Here is a 19,165-nt window from a genome sequence, read left to right on the forward strand (position 1 = left end):
TATAGCAGAGTATGATCTACGTCATTGCCACCATTCAACTACTCGAAGGAAAACGGGAAGCCTTTCTTGAAGAATTTCGTAAAATAGTTCCCCAAGTTAGAGCAGAAAAAGGATGTCTGGAATATGGACCTGCCATCGATGTAAAGACAACCCTTGCTGCTCAAGGACCCATTCGGGATAACGTGGTAGTCATCATGGAAAAATGGGAAGATATCCCATTTCTGCAAGCGCACCTCAACGCACCCCATGTACTGGAATATCGTAGGAAAGTCAAAGACTGGGTGGTCAGTTCCAGTCTGCAGATTCTTCAGCCCGCCTAAAAAATGGTTTTGCAGAATTTTTAACTACCCAAAGAGATTTTATCAGACTGATTCTTCCGACAGAAGGGAGACAAAAATGGGCTCACAAAGTATGGAAGATCTCAATCATTACTACGAAATTTTAGACTTAAAACCTGGAGCCTCTCCAGAAGAGGTGAAACAGGCTTACAAAGATCTGGTCAGCGTCTGGCATCCAGATCGTTTTCATCATAACCCCCGGCTCCAACAAAAAGCCCAGGAAAAACTAAAGGAAATCAACCAGGCTTACGAAGAAATTGAAGCTTATCGAAGAAGCAAACAAACTACGTCTTCTTCCGGTTATAACCAACCTAAAGTTCGGCTTCGGAGCAAGCCTACAACCCTCTCCAACGATGAAATTGTCCGGATGATTGAAGAACGAGGGTTTAACCACCCCTACGATCTCTGGGAATATGATCTGGCCCATCGAGTCAGAGGAGATTTTCAACATGAATATGTATCCTTGATCCTAAACGGCGACAAAGTGGTCGTAGATCAGGTTACGGGTCTTATGTGGCAACAATCAGGTTCCTCAAACTTATTAACCTGGGAGAAGGCCAGAGATTATATCGATCAACTGAATAAAAAGCATTATGCAGGTTATCTAGACTGGCGTCTACCTACGGTGGAAGAGCTGGCTTCCCTGATGGAATTTAAAGAAAAAAATGGAAATCTCTACATAGACCCCGCATTCGATCCGACACAAATCTGGTGCTGGAGTGCCGATTTCGTGAAGGGTGCTTCGGCTGCCTGGGGAGTTTACTTCGCCCTGGGTTTTGTGTCCAATGGTCTTCTGACCAATCCCCTCTACGTCCGTGCAGTTCGCTCACTGTAGCTATGGAGGAAACAGGACGGAATGCGCAGTTTACTCAATTTTTTAGGCCATCTAAAATTAGATTGGAAAAGTTTCATTTATGGTCTAACTTTTGGAGTAATCATAGGGATTCTCCTTTTCACCGGATCTTCCAATCGTTATGAGATCAGTAATTCTTCTCGACAGGTGATTAAATTTGATAAGTTAACGGGGAATGCCTGGTTGCTCAGTGGAAATACCTGGAAAAAAATCCGGCATGAGGAGTAGATCCTTCAGGAATTTTCTACTACTCCCTGGCTAGTCGGTAAATACCACCTCAACCGTTCCGAACAAACCAAAATCCCCGACTACCCGATCCCCGGGTTTTATCCGGACAGGTCGGAGGCAGGTTCCTGTGGTAACGATCTGGCCGGCTTTGAGTTCTTCACCCCGGGTTATTAGCTCATTGGCCAGCCAGGTAAGGGCAATTCGCGGATCGCCCAAAACATTGGCTCCAGATCCCTGGTCGGTATGCAGGCTGTTCAGGATGAGCGAAACGGGATGGGTCGAAAGCTCTGTGCTTCGCCAATCGGCAGTAGTTTCATTTCCCAACACAAAGAAACAGGCGCAGGCATTGTCGGCAATAAGTTGTGGCGCTCCAACCCGATCAAAATCCTTGAATCGGGAGTCGGGTATCTCAATGGCCGGATGAAGGCTTGCCACACCAGACATAATTTCTTCCACGGTGTAATCCCGACCCCGAGGGGGAAAATCGCGGGCCAGGCGAAAGGCAAATTCCAGCTCTGCCACACGCATTCTGTTGGTACCTAAAGGCCACGTAGCCGGACTTGTACTTATCTTTCCCGCCAACAATCTCCCTGCTAACGGTCTGTCTACACCGATATGCGCCTGTCCGGCTTGACTGGTTGCCGCTATCTTCCAACCCAAAACAGGCCGGCCGGAACAGGTCACCAGGGCTGTTTGAATGGCGTATCCTTCCTCCAGGGTTCGAGGGCGGCAGGCTTCAGGTAGATTCTCGATTTTTAGACCTTCCTGCCAGGCATTCCAAAGCATTTGGGCTGCCAGATGTACCTGTATAGGATCCATAGCTTACCTCAGTTCCCGTTTTCCCTTTGCATAAGGGATTCTGGTTAAACAGATTTTTAGGGATGAAATCAAGGACGGGCTTTTTTCACAGGGACCAGCTTAAAGTTATACTCAACAGTATAAAAAGGAGCCACTACTCCCCACCTCTTAGCTTCTTCCACCGAGTCGTTTAATACAAAGTCTGCAACCAGGGAATTCTTCACAGCAAACACGGCGTCAGAATCCAGATAAGGGTCCCCTTCCACAAAAATGTGGGTCACCACCGTTTCATAGCCTTCCGCTGAGACGATAAAATGGATATGCGCAGGGCGATAAGGGTGCCGTCTAAACTCCGCCAGCATTTCCCCGACCGGGCCATCATGGGGAATAGGATAGCTAGATGGTTTGATGGTACGAAACCAATATTCTCCCCTGGTATTTGTGAGAAATCTACCCCGCATACTTATTTCCTGGCTTGGATCTTGAATATCGTACAAACCCTGAGCTGAGGCATGCCAGACATCTAATAGCGCGTTTGCAATGGGTTTTCCATCCAGATCGGTCACCTGCCCCCGCACTACGACCGGTTCTCCTTCCTCCTTGAGGGCTATGTTGGCACCTAACTCCAGGTTTGGAGCCTTTGCTCGATAAAACGGACCCAGGATAGTACTTTCCGTTGCTCCCGCAGGCTTACGATGATTAATGGCATCCACCAAAATGCTGACCCCTAAGGTATCTGACAGGAGAATAAATTCCTGGCGACGATCGTCGCACCGGTGTCCTACGCGGGTTAGAAATTGGATGGTATAGGACCATTCTTCTTCGGTGAGCTCCACCTCCCGGATAAAATTGTGCAGATTTCGGATAAGGCTATTCATGATTTGCTGAAGACGTGGGTTATCGGTCTTGATTTGTTGAAGTACAGCCTCGGTTACGTTATCTTCTGTCAGGTTACGCATGTTTATTACATTTCCCCCTAAAGTCGAAGTCCGCCGGGCTTGTATGGGGTATGGATTTTGATCCCGGGGGAGCTTCGATAGCTTAAAATCCTGGACTGATTGGGTTGAAACCACTTTATAACCGGAAAACTTATTGAGACTCTGGATCGGGATAAAGCTTTGCCGTAAATCCCCCATCGATAATTAATTCAATACCGGTGACCCAGGCAGCAGCATCGGAGGCCAGGTAGAGGATTCCCTGGGCGATATCCTCTGGAGTCCCTAAACGGCCCAGGGGATAGAGGGGAATCAATTTCTCTTTAATTTCCTCCCAGGTCTGGCCCGGTTTGACCCGGGTTCGGGCCACATCTGTTTCGACCAGACTGGGTAGGACGGCATTGACCCGGATGCGGTATCGAGCAAAGTCCACCGCCATGGTTTTCGTTAAGGTGATAACGGCGGCCTTGGCTGCAGAATAAGAGGGAGCATCTGGAAGTCCTCCTCGGAGACCTGCGACGGAAGACACGTTAACGATGCTTCCTCCACCCTGTTTTATCATTTGGGGAATGACAGATCTGGAAGTTAAGAAAACTCCCTTTACGTTAATATCCATGATACGATCCCAGTTTTCCAGCGTAGATTCCATCATCTTGGTCCGATCGACCGCTCCGGCATTGTTAACCAGAATATCCAGTCTCTCCCAGCGGGCCACCGTTTCCCTGACCATCCGTTGAGTATCTTCCTGTCGGGTCACATCTCCCGGAATGGCGATGGCTTCTCCTCCTTTTAAGGTAATCGCCGTCACCGCTTCTTCCAGCTTCTCTTTACGACGCCCACTTATAGCCACTTTAGCTCCCTCCTGGGCAAACAGTTCTGCCGTAGCTCTTCCGATTCCGGTACCTCCTCCGGTGATTAAGGCCACTTTATTTACCAACCTCATGAATCCCTCCGTTTCCAAAAATAATTACCTAAATTTGTAACATTCCCCTCCTTATCCTCCCCGTGGGCGAGGAGGGAGTTCCATTTCCAGAAAACAATTACCCAACTGTGTAACCGCTACGCGCTACCCTTGTCACAAGCGAACAGAAAATAGTAAGTAGCAACTGGAGGGGATCGTTGTTAATTACCTTTGCTCCCGACCCTCATCTGTCGCATACCAGTATTTGCCACTCATGACAACCGTCCACCATTGCTCCATGTCCTTTTTACTCATCTTCTTCCAATCGGGTACCTTTTGAACTAAGGCCGTACCCAGGGTTTGCCCCAGGGTAACCAGTTTGTTACCTGCTGCACTTTGTTCGCTATCCCATCGGCTAAGAGCCGTATCTAAAGAGTTGTGGGTGGTTAATGAATCGGCCAGTGTAATGGCATTAGTTATCGCTTTAACGACCCCACTCGCCGTGTGGGGGCGGGTAATGACCGAGGCATCTCCAATAAGACAAATACGACCCTTACGATAGTAAGGTATGCCTACTTCAAAAATAGCCTGAATGAACGGTTGGGTGGTGGCACATATCACATTCCTGGCACAACCCGGCAGGTGGTGTCTGGCCAGGTTATGGACATACGCCACTTTCGCATCGGGGACCTTACCCGGCGGAAGTGAGGTTTTATGGACAAAACCCTGGCTATCGGTAAGCATAGCGGGTAGATCCTTATCCGCTACATTTTCATAGAGGACCCAGTTCAGTCGCCTCTTACCTACCTGGGTTTCTTCCTGACGACCTGGTACAATATACAGGACACAATGACCTCTTTCATAGACGGCAAAGGTAAGGCGACCTTCAAATAATTCTATATCCGGTACAAGCTTCTCTTCTATGAGTCCACGCCAGGCAATATAGCCGGCGTAGTGTAAGGACTGTTCAGGAAACAACATACGACGCCCCAGCGAGTTATGACCATCTGCACAAACAACCAAATCAAAGAGAAATTCTTGACCGTTCCCCAGTCGCAGGGATACAGAATTTCCGTCTATCTCCTGCAGGGCGGTGACTTCACATCCTTGATGGTAAATATTGTCGGGTACCCGACTGCGTAAATTACGGTATAACACATCCCAACTGGTCAAAACAACCGCTATGGGCTGCTCCCAGAGAATACGTCCGGAATCACATTCCTCCTTACCGGAGCGGATTACAAAGGGGCGCTTCGTACCGGGAAAGTGGGGCATATCCGGATCAACGAGGTTGCGCTCTACGAGGGTTTTAAACAACGACAAAGAAAGGGTAATCCCGGCACCCCGGTCCTTTAACTTCCCGGTAGATCTCTCGTAAACAGTTACCCAACAACCGGCCCGTGATAGTTCTATAGCAGCCGCACAACCGGCAATAGATCCTCCTATTACAGCAACTTTTAAACCTCTGGCCACACCTGGAGATGTTACCGTACTATTCAATATCTGAACCTCCTACTTTTACCCCTGAAATACCCGGAAAGTGCCTTAAAAAGTAGCTTACTGCCCCGAAGCCTAATGCAGATTTGACCATCTATTTTTACTGCCAGCCGGGGAATGGATAAATCAACTCCCCCGATTTGTATTCATCTGGATATATCACCACCATTCTCCCAGATTTGGAAAATTCGCTGATATCTCGGCTTTCAATGTTCTGATATTGACCCCAAAGTACCCGACCTTTCTCCCACTCCCCGTTGGGGGCAAACTTCACCTTCCCTACAATGGTATTGAATTCATGGCTTCTTATATACTCCCCAACCGTTACCTGATCCAGACTTTGAGTTGCTTCAATGGCCTGTCCTAATAATTCCACATACGCATAGGCCCAGGGTGGTAAATAATATCCCAGGGGATCCACCCCTTCTTGTCCGGCTCTGGCCTGATACTTCTTCAAGAATTCTTCAATCCCGGCAAACTTTAAAGTAGGTTCAGGTACCCAAAACCAGTAGGTCACAATGCCGTTGAGGGTTGGACCCAGGTTGGTCTGGATGGAGGTATACTGTAAACCCACCATACCCCCTCCGAAGATTTTAGGTTTTAAATTCACCTCCTTGGCTGCCTGGACAATCCCTGCCGATTCGGTAGGATAAGAAGCCACATAGACCATATCGGGATTAACGGCTTTGATGGATCGGAGGATTGAAGTAAAGTCTACGGTTCCCGGGGGATATTTCTTTTCATAGACGACCTTAAAGTTATACTTCTCGGCCAGTTTCTTTGTGCCGGAAAGATTATTGGCACCGTATTCACTATCTACATGCAGGAAGGCAATGGTTTGGGGTTTGGGTTCCTGACGGCTTGCAATGGCAAAGAAGCCTTCGCTCCAGTCTACATAAGGGTCTGGACCCGAGGGCATAATCTCAAAATGGTATTTATAGTTAAAGGCCTGATTGGATCCCAGGCCCAGGAGACAGGGAAATACCATCTGATGTTCCATCACTATAGGCATGGCAGCCGCAATGAGGGGAGTTCCATAGGGAGAAACCACAAAATCGACCTTATCCACGGTAATGAGTTTGGTATAGATGGCAGGAACATCGGCAGGTTTAGAATGATCATCGTAATACACCAATTCTACAGGTCTTCCCAGGAGTCCGCCCCTTGCATTGATATCTTCAGCCCATATTTTCATGGCCAGTACTGCCGCTTTTCCGGCTGAAGCTAACGATCCTGAAAGCCCCATGCTAAAGCCGATTTTAATGGGTTTCGGCTGGGCCATGGAAGAAGAAATATGAACCCAGCCAAAAACCAGAATTCCTATCCCTACTCCAAGCAAAATGCGCCTTGATAACGGCAATTTTTCCTTCCAAATCATAAGTTTCTCCTTTTATTTGAAATACCGATACTTTTGCGGAATTGAACCTTCATTCCCAGGCCGGTATATGGGAAATCAAAATTCGGATTTGATCAGAAGCCCGAAATCCGCCAAAGTCCCAGCGCAAAAAACAGATTACTTGATTCCCTTTGCTTCGGCTCACATCGCTCCTGATAAGGACAGAACGTACACCGGGATCTCAGGGAATCGGAACTTTCCATTCAGATTTGCTAAAATTACATCTTGGCACTTCTTATAGAAAGCTGTCAATAAAAAGTTCTCGGGATTGGAAACTTATCTGAGGCAGGCGGGGCGCCCGGACTTTCCATAAAGCTCATCTAACTCCAATATTTATGAGCAGGTTTCCATATCGATCTACCTCCCCCCTACAATCTGGAGGGATAACCGTGGTAGCATGGGCTTCCAGGATAATAGCCGGTCCCTGGATTTGATTTCCCGGATTTAACTGGTCTCTATGATAAAAAGAGGTAAGTAAGGGTATACAACCTCGGGTTTCTCCTGGAGCTTGGAAATAAACTTCCTTTTTCTTTAGTAAGGCCGGGGAAGGATCCGGGTCTGAAAGATTTCTGGATGGGATTTGCGGTTTTTCGGTAATATAGCGGGCGCGGATGCGGATATTGACAATTTCCATTTTTTCGGCCGGATTGCAGTGGCCGTAGAGGATTTCGTGGTAACTATGGAATTTTTTCACGTAATCTTTCTCCGTTTCCCGGGAGATGGGAATGGAAATTTCATAGGATTGACCCACGTAGCGCATATCCAAAAATTTTTCCAGCAGAATATCCTTTTGAGGAATCCCATCCCGGGCTAAATCCGCTATTGCTTGACGGGCCAGTTGATCAAAGGGCGCTTCCAGTCCTCCCCCCAGAGCCGTTTCGCTATCCATCATAACGGTTCGTGAATAGTCTTTAACAACATCCGCAAGGACCATACCCAGGGCTGAAAGAACCCCTGGATTAAGAGGGACCAGAACTTTAGGGATGGCAAGATCTCTGGCCAGATCACAGGCATGGAGAGAGCCGGCTCCTCCAAAGGAAACCAGGACAAAATCCCGAGGATCATAACCCTTTTCTACAGAGATGACCTTGATGGCCCTTTCCATATTGGAATTGGCTACGGCTAAGATACCTTGGGCCAGGGTAATTTGGTCCATCCGGTTAGCCCGGGCCATTTTTGAAAAAACCTCCCGGGTCTTTTCTAAATCCAATTTCATTTTTCCCCCCAGGAAATAATCAGGATCCAATTTTCCCAACAGGAGGTTGGCATCGGTCACCGTGATTTGATCCCCTTTGCCATAACAAACTGGACCCGGATCGGCCCCGGCGCTTTCGGGTCCAACCCGCAAAGCCCCCCCTTCATCGAAGTAGGCCAGAGAACCTCCTCCGGCTCCCACCGAATGGATGGCAAGGACCGGAACCCGGATAGGGTATCCGGAGATGGAAGCTTCAGAAGTAATCTTTAATTCTCCAGGGCAAAGGGAGACGTCAGTAGAGGTTCCACCCATATCAAAGGTGATAATATGGGAATACCCGGCCAGATCGGCCATATATTTTGCACCTACCACCCCTCCGGCCGGTCCAGAAAACACGGTGTGCACCGAGATTTCTTTGGCCATTTGAGAGGAAATGGTTCCGCCGTTGGATTGCATAATTTTAAATTCCCGGCAGGGAATTTTTGTTTCTAAACCGGATAAGTAACGATGCATCAGAGGAGAAACATAGGCATTAACCGTAGTGGTACTCATCCGCTCATACTCTCGGAACTCTGGAAGAATTTGATGAGAGGCCGAGACAAAAAACCCCTCCTGTCTTAACGCCTCTAGAATGCTTTGTTCATGGGCAGGATAGAGGAACGAAAAAAGCAAACATACCGAAACCGATTCGATCTGGTTGGCCTTCAATTGCCGAATAATTTCAGGAAGTTCCTGAAGATTGAGGGGCGAAATGACCTCTCCTTCGCTATTGACCCGTTCGGAAATCCCAAATCGTAGAGAAGCAGGCACTAAAGGCTTGGGTCTTTCCACAAAAATATCATAGATTCGTGGACGATTTTGTCTCCCGATCTCCAGAATGTCTTCAAATCCTCGGGTTGTAATGAGGGCCGTCCGGGCTCCTTTTTTTTCCAGAAGCGCATTGGTCGCAACGGTGGAGCCATGAATAAGCACAGAATCCTGAAACAGGCCCTCCCTTTGTAAAGAGAGTTCCTCGATTTCTTCGATAGTCTTGAGCCCCGCCAATACGGCCTGTTCTGGATGGGCAGGTGTTGAAAGAAGTTTAGCCGTGAAAATCTTCCCTTTTTCTACAAAAACAAAATCTGTAAAGGTCCCCCCAATATCAACACCGATTTTCATTCTTCCTATTGGCCAAAGCCCTTTGTCCGTTGCAGGATGATGGGTCACGGTTTTTCATTCTACCTGGAGCTGTTTCTAACTTACCCATCCTCCTGTGCCGGTTAGGGAGTGATAACGGACAATGGGCGGCAGATTATGTTAATAGCGAATAAAGCTCCCGAAGATCTTTAATACGTGGACAGGAATGATTACTGGTACCCAGGCGATCAATGAGAACGGCCCTTATACCTACGCTTTGAGCTCCAAGAATATCATGATGGTAAGAATCTCCTATATGAATAGCCTCTTCTGGAGAAACCTCTAATAAAGAGAGTGCCTTTTGAAAAATGAAGGGGCTGGGTTTTTCCCAGCCGACAACTGCCGATACCAGGGTGATATCCAGATGAGGCTCCAGTTCCAGGGCTGTACACAGGTCCAACAGCGCAGAGCTCCAGTTAGAGACAATACCCAGTTTATACCCTTCTGATTTTAATCGCTGTAAAACTTCCATAACCTCCGGAAAAAGCCGCCAGATGGCAGGGTTTCTAAAGGTCTCCAGCAGTTTTTCCGTAATCTCATCCAAGCACCGGTCGAATCCTACCTGCTGAAAAGTGGATTTGATCAGCAAGGCCCATCGCCGCCGGTCTTCTTCGTCTGAGTGTCGATACTCTGAATTCGCCTGAAGAAATGCTGCATCGAATTCCTTATAAACTTTTTTAGCCGCTTCTCGAACGTCTTCTATAGAGGCCGAACAACCATATTCCTTAGCCACGATATGATAAATTTCGGCTACCGACGGAGAGGTATACAGAAGTGTATTTCCGGCATCGAAAAGTACTGCCTTATAAGACTTCATACCCTTCAATCTTTACTCAAGATCCCGTAATCATCTAGATAGTAATAGGAGAAGGAGTGAAAGTTAAGATAAAAAGAATTAAGGAGATCCATCCCAGGATTTTTCTCTTTCGATCTAAAGGTGTGTAGGGGTTAACAGGGGCCGGATGCCCGAGTCGAACCATCAAGAGGAGGATAAGAACCCATAAGAACCAGCCCGGCCAGCCTACAGTTTCTAAGAAGGAGAGCATGGGAGATTCCTCCACACCCCATATCTTCAAGATCATACCGTTTAATCCAAGAATTCCTAACAGGGTCAGGATCGGGATAATCACTTTAGGTAGTTTTTTATGCTTTTCTCTTCCGAACATGGCATAAATGATATGGCCACCGTCGAGTTGTCCTACGGGAATGAGATTGAGCGAAGTAACCAGAAGGCCGACCCATCCAGCAAGAGCCATAGGATGGAGGAAAATATCATAACCTTGGGGCAGATCCCCCAGGGCTAATTTACCTAGAAGAGAAAATAAGAGGGAAGAACCTAAGCTGATGAAACCGGAAGTATGAGCCGGAACTGGCTCAATTTTAGATAAATAGAGTCCGATCAGGGTAACCGGAATAGCCACCACTGCTCCGGCTAAGGGTCCGGCTACGCCTACATCGAAAAGAGCCCGTCGATCATAAAAGGGGGAACGGATTTTAATTAAAGCCCCGAAAGTTCCTAAGAAAAAAAGGGGGGTTCCGTCTGGAAGATAGGGAGGTGCTGGAATAAAGTAAGGGAGCGTGGCCTTGATCCCATGTTTTCTCGCCAGAAAATAATGACCGAATTCATGACTTAATAAAATAGCCAGCAGGGGAATCGAGTAAAAAAAACCATGGGCTGCTGTAGTGGTGAATACGGTCAGAATAAATAAGAGCACGTTGATCCATGGCCTGGGCCCTTTTTGGGCAGCTTCCAGGGTAACAGGAAAAGGACTTTCTCGCGCCGATTCTAAAAATCCATCTGAATTCAGGTCTAAGTCTCTTTCTCTCATGAAATTTACCTATTTTTTTCTTTGTTGAGTTTGCGGGAAATTAAAAAAAAAATTAAAAGGTTAAGTGCTATCTCTGTTTATCAACAGGTACTTCACTTTGACCTCGAGTCACTCGAAGAATACAGGGGATAGGCTCCTGTCTACACAGATTTATCATACAATCTCGGGGAGTAGAATGCAAATTTTTTTGGTTGGAACAACTCTACGGACTGACAATAACAGAACATTTTCGCCTGTGTGCTTTGGTGAGTGAAGCAAGATAATCCCTTTAAGCCATAAGATGGCTTTGTCTCCCCGGTTTTGCTCTGGGCTTCAACTCGCCTCACTCCTCGCAAGGATATCTCGGGGTTGCGGACCGACATGCGGGTACAGGCCAACCTCTTCTTCCCCTAAAAGAGGAGAGGAAGTGGGACTTAAAAGTCACATATGCGACCGGGATATCCCACTTCTCTGCCCCTTCCATTCCGGTTTTTCCTCTTTATTTCCCCCTCTTCCGGGTCAGAAGCCTCCTTGGAACTGGGACAAGAATATCTCATCCCGTATCTGGAAAAGGAAAAGAATTCCCTAAAAGAATCCCGGCTGTAAGAATGCAACTATTTAGTTCTCCATAACTTAACGAAAATACCCTTCATGTTGTGAAAAACTGGTATAAAAATTGCCTTTTTTAGTTCTTAGAAAAGATGAATTTTAATTTTTCAACGAGTCAGGAGGGGGTTATGATACCAAAGACGTGTCAATACTGTGGTCATCCGATTGATTCCTATTTAGACGACCTGGGTTGTTTAGAGTGTGGGGCTTCGTGCTGTCCGGCTTGTTCTTACAGTCCGGAGGATGTGGTTCATTGTGCGGAATGTGCCGAAGAAATTTTTGAGGTCCAGAGTCTCTAGGGGTTAGGTTAGGGGGTTGGGTGTAGTCCGTTATCCGTTGTTTCCTGCTTTGACTCCTCCTAACGGACAACAGGCAACCAACAACCAATCTGTCATTCATCTTCTTCCATTTCCGCGGAAATCCTGGTCTGCCTGCGGGGGTTTCCCCTACAGATCCCACGTTTACTACTTTTGATAAACTCTATCATGTAACGAACCTCGGGGGATAATTCTTGAGCTTCCAACATCGAGAGGGCCTGGTGGATATTTAAACCGGATCTGAAGAGGGTTTTAAAAGCCCGCTGGATCTCCCTTCGTACAGAAAGAGCATATCCGGCCCGTCTCAATCCAACGACATTAATCGCCTTAACGCAATTCCTTCCCTGGGCAATGAGAAAAGGGGGGACATCCTTGGACAGAGCAGACCAGCCACTTATCATGGCAAGTTTTCCAATCCGGGTAAATTGATGGATAACCACCCCCCCGGAGATAAAGGCCTGGTCTTCAATCTGGACATAACCGGCTACCAGAGCATTGTTACATAAGATTACCTTGTTTCCAATGGTACAATTATGGGCAATATGAACCCCTCCCATGAAATAATTATCATGGCCGATATAGGTCATGGATCCTTTCTGAGTCCCCCGGTGAACGGTTACATTTTCCCGAAAAATATTCCGATGACCGATCTTTAGAAGACTTTCCTGATCTTTAAATCCCAGATCTTGGGGCTCATGGCCAATAATAGCTCCCATATGAATCTGGCAATCTTCCCCAATCTCCGTTGCCCCCAGAATATGGGCTCGTGCATAAATTTTTGTTCCTCTACCGATTTTAACATTTCCTTCAATAATGACGTAAGGGCCTATAAATACATCGGCTCCAATTTCAGCTTTAGGATCTATGATGGCTGTAGGATGAATAACCATATTCAAAAATCAGAAGCGAAAGAAACCCTTTCCTTTTACCTTTCCAGCTTCCCTTTCTCAAGCATACTGACGGGCCCAATTCAAAACCGAGGGAAGTTCTTCTTCAATCTCCCAAAGACATCTTCGATAATCCTCCAAAAGACCCCCATAGGGGTCCTGGACCCCTCCTTTTTTCAGGGTATTGTTGGAAAATTCGGTTAAAACAAAGGTCTTCTCAAGGGCTTCAGGAACTAATCGAACCACCTCCCATTTATGGTCTTCATTCATGGTTAAAATAAGACTGGCTTCCTGGATAATCTCCCTGGAAAGAGGTCGGGCTCTATGACCGGAGATGTCTACCCCTTTCTCCAGAGCTGCCTGAATAGCTTCCGGTGTACTGGTTGTATTGGGATAAGCCCAGGTTCCCGCAGAGATAACGCGAACGTTGGTGATACCCTCTTCAATTAACTTTTTCTTCAGAAGACCTTCTGCCATAGGACTTCGACAGATATTTCCGGTACAGACAAACAGGATCGTTTTCATATTTATCTTCTCTTTTTGAAAATTTGATCCAATATACCTTTAGAAATATCTTCCAGTACCTCCTCAGGTTTTTTCTGAGCAGGCAGTTTCTCCTGGGATTCCAAAGGAGGTTGTGGTTCCGGAGAAGGCTGCTGCTCTGAGGAGGTCTGCGACGCTACATCCTGTTCCGTGTTTTTTTCTTTCTTTTTAAAAATTTTATCCAATCCCAATTGGATTCCTTTCTGAAGGGCTATATTTGCTGCAAATTTAACTACACTGTTTTGAATACCGGCCAGATTAAATTCCGGCTCAAAAAGTGTTCCTTCAATAGGAATAGGGAAAGGAATCGTTACTTTTCCATCACGTTCCGGAAAATATTTAACTAATTCTGGATAGTATTTAAAATCCTTGAAAAAACTGATCCGGCCCGTCAAATCCAGGGCCGTATTATTCAAACCCAGATTTCCTGTAATCTCTAAATCCATGTTAAGATTTTGGGTGGGATCTCTTACCTGGATCATCAGATCCCCGGTACCGGCCTGTCCATCCCGAATGTTAAAGTGACCTTTAAACAGGGAAAATTCTGTATCCGGAGGAGCTTTCTTAAATTGCTCACTCAAGGCCAGGAATTCCTTAGCCTTTCCAATCTGACCTATCCACTCAAAGAGTGGAGCCAGCTCGTGAAAGATACTAAAAGCCGTGAATTTTCCATTTCGTATCTCCAGATCGCCACTTCCTGTAAGGGTTCTACTCAGTACCTGGGTGTCGAATCCTTTTCCCTGCAACTTCATGTTAACAAAAAGCAATCCGTAGATGACGTGTTTCAAGGAGGTTTTTTCGGCAAAAAGTTTACGGGCATTAACTTGGGTCAGCCGGGTAGTAACTTCGTAAACCGCTGGGGTAGTGTTTAAATCTATTACCGCAGCTCCCTGATGGGTTCCGTCATAAAAATTGAAGACCAGGTTATTCAAGCGAATGACTTGGTCGGTCATCTGAGCCTGGGTAGTCAGTCGGGAGAAATCGAATTCTTTGGCTGTCCCCTGGTCTACAGTAATCGTTCCTTGGGCCTGTATTTTCCTGAGTAAGTCTTCCAGGGACCCGGACCCTGGAATTTTCTGCACAGGCTGAGGAGTTCGGGACCCGGTGGGTTTTTCTTCCTTCATCTTAGGAAGGGGAGTTTCTTCTCCAGGGGCAGGTTTACGGGACCTGGAGGGTTTAGAGTCTTGGACAAGCTGAATCGGTTCCGGGGCCTGGTCTGCAAATGGGGTAGCAGCAACAAAAAAAATGGGTAATTCACCCCTTTCAGAGTCTCTATACTCCCAGGTTTCCGGATTCTTCTTCCAGGAGGCTTTCTTTTCCAGATCTTTTCCTTCCATCCATTCATCCAGATTCAGTTTAGAAGCATGGAGATCAAATTGAACCTTAGGAGCGTTCAGATCCCTGATATTTAGATTACCTGTAAAAACAGAGCTTCCCAACTGGCCTGTTAAATCTTTTACGGTTATTTCTCTTCCTGCTAAGACGGCAGAAGCCGAAAGATTTTCGATGGATTTGGGTAAATTGGGAAGGGCCAGCCGGACCTTTTTAAAATTAATGGTCCCGTTAATTCCCCGACCTTCTGCAATATCTTCCCATTTCCCCTTCAGGCTCACGTCCAGGTCGATTTTTCCCTGATCATCGGGAGTCTCAGACTGGAGAATCCAGGGGTTAAAAGCAAAGGCATTGGATCGCAGGTGAAGATCCCATAACGACGAAGCATAAGACTTCACTCCAGTTGGGTTAAAACCGGTTATAAAGCCTTTTATATCCAGAATCAAATCATTAATGTTGAGCCTAAGGGCTTCTATTTCAAATCGTTCCTTTTTGGCGATGACATCAAACTCCAATCGCCCGGGAATGCCGCTGGCTTTTTTAAACAGGATCCCATAGCTGGCTTCTCCTTTGTCTAAATTGACGGAACCTGTTAGACGAAGATTAGAGGGAGGACCTGCGGTTTTAACCTGGAGTCTGGTCGGACCTGTTAAATCAAGACCTTTAGGTAAAGAGGATTTGACCCGGGGTAATTTCTGCAAAAGTTTTTGTATATCGAACTCATCGGTTACAATATCTAAATTAAGCTGAGGTTCGCGTTGGGGTGAAGCTCCGTTATAGGTTCTTGCTATGATTCCTTTAACCCTCAACTGGAGATCCTCCAACAGAAGGGTCAAGTTTTTAAGGGTCACATCTCCTTTACTCAGGCCGGCTTCTAAAGCCAGATCTGATTTAACCCCTTCCGGTTTTACAAAAAAATCCTTATAACGGATCTGGTTTTTTGTTAAATCTACGCCGCTTTTTATTTCCAGGGCCTGGGGAGACCCCTCCACATGCACCTGGAGCTGGCCGGGGCCTGTTAAAATTAGATCGGCCAGGGACACGGTGGGAAGCAACTTATTTTGAAATTCCACCAGGTCAAAGGGGTTTGTACTGAGGTCCAGGTTAAGTTTTGGATTTTGGAGATTTTCAATGGAACCATCTATACGTAGGGCTAAGTTCCCCAAATGAAGGGAAGAGTTGGAAAGGTTCAGTGAAGAAAGCCCAGTACGGTCATCCTTTTTGATCTCTACATTAAAATCCAGATTACCCGGGACTCCCACCTGTTTTTGGAAAACCTGACCATACTGAAGATAGCCTTTATCCAGATTGATATTTCCGACCAGGGTCAAATTTTCCGGTTTCCCTTTAGGTTTTATACTAAAGCTGGTCTTACCCGACAAAATGACTTCCTCAGGCAAGAAGCCAGAAGCTACGGGAATGGCTTTTAAAAGGGTAGCAACCTCAAAGGTATTACTATCGATTTGTAAATTTAAGTCCGGGTTCCCAGGACTTCCGATAGTTCCGGTAGCTTTCAAAACCATGTCTTCCAGGGAGAAGGTGATATTGTCGATATTGAATTGGCCTGCGTCTAATCCTGCTTCAACCTTCAGATCTGATTTTATTTTAGCAGGCTTCGAGAAGAGATCTTTGTAACGAATCCCGTTATCGGTCAAGTCCAGATCTGTCATTACCTGGAGTTTATTTACGGGACCTTCCACCTGGAGTTTCAACTCCGTCGGACCCGTCAAAGTTACATCGGTGGGAAGCAAAGACGTACTGGCCGGTGTCAGTTGTTGTTGGAGTTCATCGAGTTTAAATTTATTGGTTACTACCTCCAGATGAATGGAGGGAGATAGGGAATCAGATTTTGAACCGATTCCCGTAACCGAACCGGTAGCGTTGAGTACCAAAGGACCTAACCGAAGGGTCAGATTCTCCAGGTTGAACTCATCTTCTCTACGCTTTGAACTAAATGCTAAATTCGCGGGGACGTCAGGAGCTTTATGAAGGAGAGACTTATATCTCAGTTCGCTCTGGTCAAAGTTAACCGAACCCTCGGCCAGTAAGTCTTTGAGCTTTCCTTTAAGGGAGATCGTCAAATTCCCGGGCCCTGAGATTTTTATTCCCTCTACACGATCCGGACTTGAGGAGGCTTTAGAAGCAGATTTAGAATCAATCCCTGCCGTACGGGGGAAGAGTTCCATAAGTTTCTCGGGTAAAAAGGACTGGGAGGTTATTTTCAAATCTACAGCGGGCTCACCGGTTTTTAAATCTCCTACGGTTCCTGCCACGACCATTTGCACGTCGTTGATATTCACCGCCAGATTGGAAAGGGTTAAAGTATCTCCTCCAAAGTGACCTTCAAAGACGATCTGCCCCGGCACTCCTCGGGGTTTAGAAAAGATATTCTTGTATTGGATCTGACTTTCCTTGAGGTCAATAGTCCCTGTCAAGGTAAGATCCTGGAGAGAGCCTTGGGGTTGAAGGGCAATACTTGCGATCCCCTCCAGGTGAAGCGGAGGATGGCCATCGGTTCTTAATAAGGTAGGACGTGCTTCGGGGGGAAAGAGCGCAAAGAGTTTATTCCAGTCCAGATTTTCGAGTTTAATAGACAGGTTTATTTGCGGTTTTGTCTTTACATTCTCAACCTCACCGGATATATCCATCATGATGGCTGCAGTTGTGACATTGGAATGAACAACCTTTAAATCTCCTTCCCGAAGGTTTATCGACAGGGCCCCATCAACGGCTGCGTTCACTCCCTTTAACGGAGAAGTAAAGATTTCCGGGTCTTTCCATAAAAAGTCCGTAACTTTGAGTGTCCCCTCGGAGTTGATATAAGCCCCTAACTTACCCGTAAGTTTAATTTCTCCTCCCACTGCACCATCAATGAGTTCTGCACCAATATGCCTTTTGTAATAGGGGGCAAAGCGAGATAGATCGACCTCTTCCAGTCTGGCTTTTAGGGCAAATTCCATATCCTTCCAATGACCCTTTCGAGGAAGTGGACCAATCGTCCCGGAGGCATGGATGGTGGCAGGAGTAGATTTGGTAGTTCCTCCGGTGGAAGGTTTTTCTCCATTAACAGATGTGGTCAATGTAAAGGGAACCCGGGAGTCAGGGGCAATGTCTTGAGCTTCCAGGTTGATATGGGAGAAAGTCGTTTCTTTATTCACCTTAAAATCCTGGATCATAACCGTTCCATTAACAATTCTGAATAGATCGATAGAAAAAGGAGGCAGTTCCTGTCCACCGTTTGTTGTTCGTGATCCTTGATGGGAAGGGGCCTGTGAGGCTGCAAAGACGACCTGAGGTGAGAAGATAAAAGAATCCCCAGGTCTTCGAGTCTCCGTATCTCCCTGAATCTTTGGGTTTCTTTTTTCTCCCATCTCCTTACCATCTGATTTCTCAAAGGCTGTTGTGGGAGTTACAGGTAAAATATCTTCAAAATTCCAGACCCCACTCTCGGCACGTTCCAAAAAAATATGGGGATTTTTAAGCACTAAAGTTGAAACTTCTATTTTCTTATACAACAGCGGAATCCATCGGACCCGGGCAACGACCTGATCGGCATGGATGAAAGGACGGGATTCATCCTTATCCAGAATGGTAACTTGGTTAATCTCAGCCCCTAAGCCGGTCCAGAGGGTATGTTTAATTTGGCCGATATAAGCTTTTCGGTGTAAAGTCTCCTCGATCTTTGTAACCACCAGGGGTCGATATTTATTCAGATCGATTAATAGAGCTGCCAGCGTCGAGATAAGGATAAAAAGGACCCCCAGGGAAATAAAAAGGAGGAGGATCACTTTGGCTCTTTTACTCATAATCCCATTTTTCCTGGTTATTGTCGTTGACATCCACTAAATTCTTTAGTTCAATAAGTGGAAATAATTTCCAAATTGGTTGCTATTGCAATAGCAGATTATATTATAAACTATAAGTTACGTATACGATGAGGGTCAAGGGAATTATCTGTTGACTGCCTTTTATTCTGGGTCCGTTGTCCGCTGTTTAGGATTGACTACGGGCCATGAGGAACAGATTGGGTTGAAGGTGAAGCTAACCAAACGTTTTGATATAACTCCAGATGTAGATGACCGAATTAACCGATGGGTTCGGGAGTCCCATGACCGTTTACGGGAAATCCACAGTCTGGTCTATTGCGGAGATTTTATTATGATTGTTTACGAAGAAACCATTTTAAATGAGGCAGAAGCTGTGGTAGAAGCCGCCGAAGAGATCATCAAACAGACTCTCGAAGAACCCAAGATTCCCGATCTACCACGGGAGGATTTGAACCTGCCGTAAGTAGGCCATTGTCCGATGTAGGAAATCCTAAGCAGCGGACAACAGACGATAGAAAAATGGAC

Annotated in this window: 16 protein-coding genes; 5 read left to right on the forward strand and 11 right to left on the reverse strand. The window is 46.4% G+C overall.

The features are described from left to right. Nucleotides 1–11: 11 nt before the first annotated feature. From VNM22_10930 to VNM22_10940, 3 genes are all read left to right on the forward strand, one after another. Nucleotides 12–320 carry a putative quinol monooxygenase gene (locus VNM22_10930; GenBank protein ID HWP47665.1) on the forward strand — a complete coding sequence of 103 codons (309 nt, stop codon included), beginning with the start codon at nucleotides 12–14 and terminating at the stop codon, nucleotides 318–320. Between the two features lie 76 nt (nucleotides 321–396). Further along, nucleotides 397–1,173, forward strand: a complete 777-nt coding sequence (locus VNM22_10935) for a DUF1566 domain-containing protein (GenBank protein ID HWP47666.1) — start codon at nucleotides 397–399, stop codon at nucleotides 1,171–1,173. Nucleotides 1,174–1,194: 21 nt separating this feature from the next. After that, nucleotides 1,195–1,419 carry a hypothetical protein gene (locus VNM22_10940; GenBank protein HWP47667.1) on the forward strand — a complete coding sequence of 75 codons (225 nt, stop codon included), beginning with the start codon at nucleotides 1,195–1,197 and terminating at the stop codon, nucleotides 1,417–1,419. Nucleotides 1,420–1,449: 30 nt separating this feature from the next. On the opposite strand, the gene VNM22_10945 is transcribed toward VNM22_10940, so the two are convergent. The 8 genes from VNM22_10945 to VNM22_10980 form a co-directional block, all read right to left on the reverse strand. Beyond that, entirely contained in the window at nucleotides 1,450–2,238 is a 789-nt protein-coding gene (locus VNM22_10945; GenBank protein HWP47668.1) for a fumarylacetoacetate hydrolase family protein, read from the reverse strand. A 68-nt stretch (nucleotides 2,239–2,306) separates the two neighbouring features. Beyond that, the gene (locus tag VNM22_10950; GenBank protein HWP47669.1) at nucleotides 2,307–3,176 is read right to left on the reverse strand and encodes an intradiol ring-cleavage dioxygenase; all 870 of its coding nucleotides are present in this window, start codon (nucleotides 3,174–3,176) and stop codon (nucleotides 2,307–2,309) included. A 130-nt stretch (nucleotides 3,177–3,306) separates the two neighbouring features. Next, nucleotides 3,307–4,095: an SDR family oxidoreductase gene (locus tag VNM22_10955; protein HWP47670.1), complete on the reverse strand. Its 789-nt coding sequence runs from the start codon at nucleotides 4,093–4,095 to the stop codon at nucleotides 3,307–3,309. Nucleotides 4,096–4,278: 183 nt separating this feature from the next. Beyond that, the gene (locus VNM22_10960; protein ID HWP47671.1) at nucleotides 4,279–5,553 is read right to left on the reverse strand and encodes a hypothetical protein; all 1,275 of its coding nucleotides are present in this window, start codon (nucleotides 5,551–5,553) and stop codon (nucleotides 4,279–4,281) included. 97 nt (nucleotides 5,554–5,650) lie between these two features. Continuing rightward, nucleotides 5,651–6,928, reverse strand: coding sequence for an amino acid ABC transporter substrate-binding protein (locus tag VNM22_10965; protein HWP47672.1), 1,278 nt, complete (start codon nucleotides 6,926–6,928; stop codon nucleotides 5,651–5,653). Nucleotides 6,929–7,262: 334 nt separating this feature from the next. Beyond that, on the reverse strand, nucleotides 7,263–9,299 hold the full coding sequence (locus VNM22_10970; GenBank protein HWP47673.1) for a hydantoinase/oxoprolinase family protein: 2,037 nt from the start codon (nucleotides 9,297–9,299) through the stop codon (nucleotides 7,263–7,265). Between the two features lie 133 nt (nucleotides 9,300–9,432). Beyond that, nucleotides 9,433–10,134, reverse strand: coding sequence for an HAD-IA family hydrolase (locus VNM22_10975; protein ID HWP47674.1), 702 nt, complete (start codon nucleotides 10,132–10,134; stop codon nucleotides 9,433–9,435). A 34-nt stretch (nucleotides 10,135–10,168) separates the two neighbouring features. Next, complete coding sequence (locus VNM22_10980) at nucleotides 10,169–11,146, reverse strand: site-2 protease family protein (GenBank protein HWP47675.1); 978 nt, start codon at nucleotides 11,144–11,146, stop codon at nucleotides 10,169–10,171. A gap of 716 nt (nucleotides 11,147–11,862) precedes the next feature. Between VNM22_10980 and VNM22_10985 the strand changes: the two genes are divergently transcribed. Next, nucleotides 11,863–12,033 (forward strand): hypothetical protein, encoded by a 171-nt coding sequence (locus VNM22_10985; protein HWP47676.1) that lies wholly within the window; start codon nucleotides 11,863–11,865, stop codon nucleotides 12,031–12,033. Between the two features lie 92 nt (nucleotides 12,034–12,125). Here the strand turns inward: VNM22_10985 and lpxA are convergent, their stop codons facing one another. From lpxA to VNM22_11000, 3 genes are read right to left on the reverse strand one after another with little or no spacing between them, the layout of a single operon-like run. Next, the gene (gene lpxA, locus VNM22_10990; protein ID HWP47677.1) at nucleotides 12,126–12,941 is read right to left on the reverse strand and encodes an acyl-ACP--UDP-N-acetylglucosamine O-acyltransferase; all 816 of its coding nucleotides are present in this window, start codon (nucleotides 12,939–12,941) and stop codon (nucleotides 12,126–12,128) included. Between the two features lie 57 nt (nucleotides 12,942–12,998). Next, on the reverse strand, nucleotides 12,999–13,463 hold the full coding sequence (locus VNM22_10995; GenBank protein ID HWP47678.1) for a low molecular weight protein arginine phosphatase: 465 nt from the start codon (nucleotides 13,461–13,463) through the stop codon (nucleotides 12,999–13,001). A gap of 2 nt (nucleotides 13,464–13,465) precedes the next feature. After that, nucleotides 13,466–18,619, reverse strand: coding sequence for an AsmA family protein (locus VNM22_11000; GenBank protein HWP47679.1), 5,154 nt, complete (start codon nucleotides 18,617–18,619; stop codon nucleotides 13,466–13,468). A 151-nt stretch (nucleotides 18,620–18,770) separates the two neighbouring features. Between VNM22_11000 and VNM22_11005 the strand changes: the two genes are divergently transcribed. After that, nucleotides 18,771–19,103 carry a hypothetical protein gene (locus VNM22_11005; GenBank protein HWP47680.1) on the forward strand — a complete coding sequence of 111 codons (333 nt, stop codon included), beginning with the start codon at nucleotides 18,771–18,773 and terminating at the stop codon, nucleotides 19,101–19,103. Nucleotides 19,104–19,165: the final 62 nt, after the last annotated feature.

Source organism: Candidatus Limnocylindrales bacterium, assembly GCA_035559535.1.
Taxonomy (GTDB): Bacteria; Moduliflexota; Moduliflexia; order Moduliflexales; family JAUQPW01; genus JAUQPW01.

What these genes read in the sequence shown, in the direction of transcription:
- VNM22_10950 (HWP47669.1), bottom strand. Translation starts at nt 3,176, where the DNA reads ATGCGTAACCTGACAGAAGATAACGTAACCGAGGCTGTACTTCAACAA.
- VNM22_10930 (HWP47665.1), top strand. Translation starts at nt 12, where the DNA reads ATGATCTACGTCATTGCCACCATTCAACTACTCGAAGGAAAACGGGAA.
- VNM22_10955 (HWP47670.1), bottom strand. Translation starts at nt 4,095, where the DNA reads ATGAGGTTGGTAAATAAAGTGGCCTTAATCACCGGAGGAGGTACCGGA.
- VNM22_10935 (HWP47666.1), top strand. Translation starts at nt 397, where the DNA reads ATGGGCTCACAAAGTATGGAAGATCTCAATCATTACTACGAAATTTTA.
- VNM22_10965 (HWP47672.1), bottom strand. Translation starts at nt 6,928, where the DNA reads ATGATTTGGAAGGAAAAATTGCCGTTATCAAGGCGCATTTTGCTTGGA.
- lpxA (HWP47677.1), bottom strand. Translation starts at nt 12,941, where the DNA reads ATGGTTATTCATCCTACAGCCATCATAGATCCTAAAGCTGAAATTGGA.
- VNM22_10970 (HWP47673.1), bottom strand. Translation starts at nt 9,299, where the DNA reads ATGAAAATCGGTGTTGATATTGGGGGGACCTTTACAGATTTTGTTTTT.
- VNM22_10975 (HWP47674.1), bottom strand. Translation starts at nt 10,134, where the DNA reads ATGAAGTCTTATAAGGCAGTACTTTTCGATGCCGGAAATACACTTCTG.
- VNM22_10980 (HWP47675.1), bottom strand. Translation starts at nt 11,146, where the DNA reads ATGAGAGAAAGAGACTTAGACCTGAATTCAGATGGATTTTTAGAATCG.
- VNM22_10945 (HWP47668.1), bottom strand. Translation starts at nt 2,238, where the DNA reads ATGGATCCTATACAGGTACATCTGGCAGCCCAAATGCTTTGGAATGCC.
- VNM22_10995 (HWP47678.1), bottom strand. Translation starts at nt 13,463, where the DNA reads ATGAAAACGATCCTGTTTGTCTGTACCGGAAATATCTGTCGAAGTCCT.
- VNM22_10985 (HWP47676.1), top strand. Translation starts at nt 11,863, where the DNA reads ATGATACCAAAGACGTGTCAATACTGTGGTCATCCGATTGATTCCTAT.
- VNM22_11000 (HWP47679.1), bottom strand. Translation starts at nt 18,619, where the DNA reads ATGAGTAAAAGAGCCAAAGTGATCCTCCTCCTTTTTATTTCCCTGGGG.
- VNM22_10940 (HWP47667.1), top strand. Translation starts at nt 1,195, where the DNA reads ATGCGCAGTTTACTCAATTTTTTAGGCCATCTAAAATTAGATTGGAAA.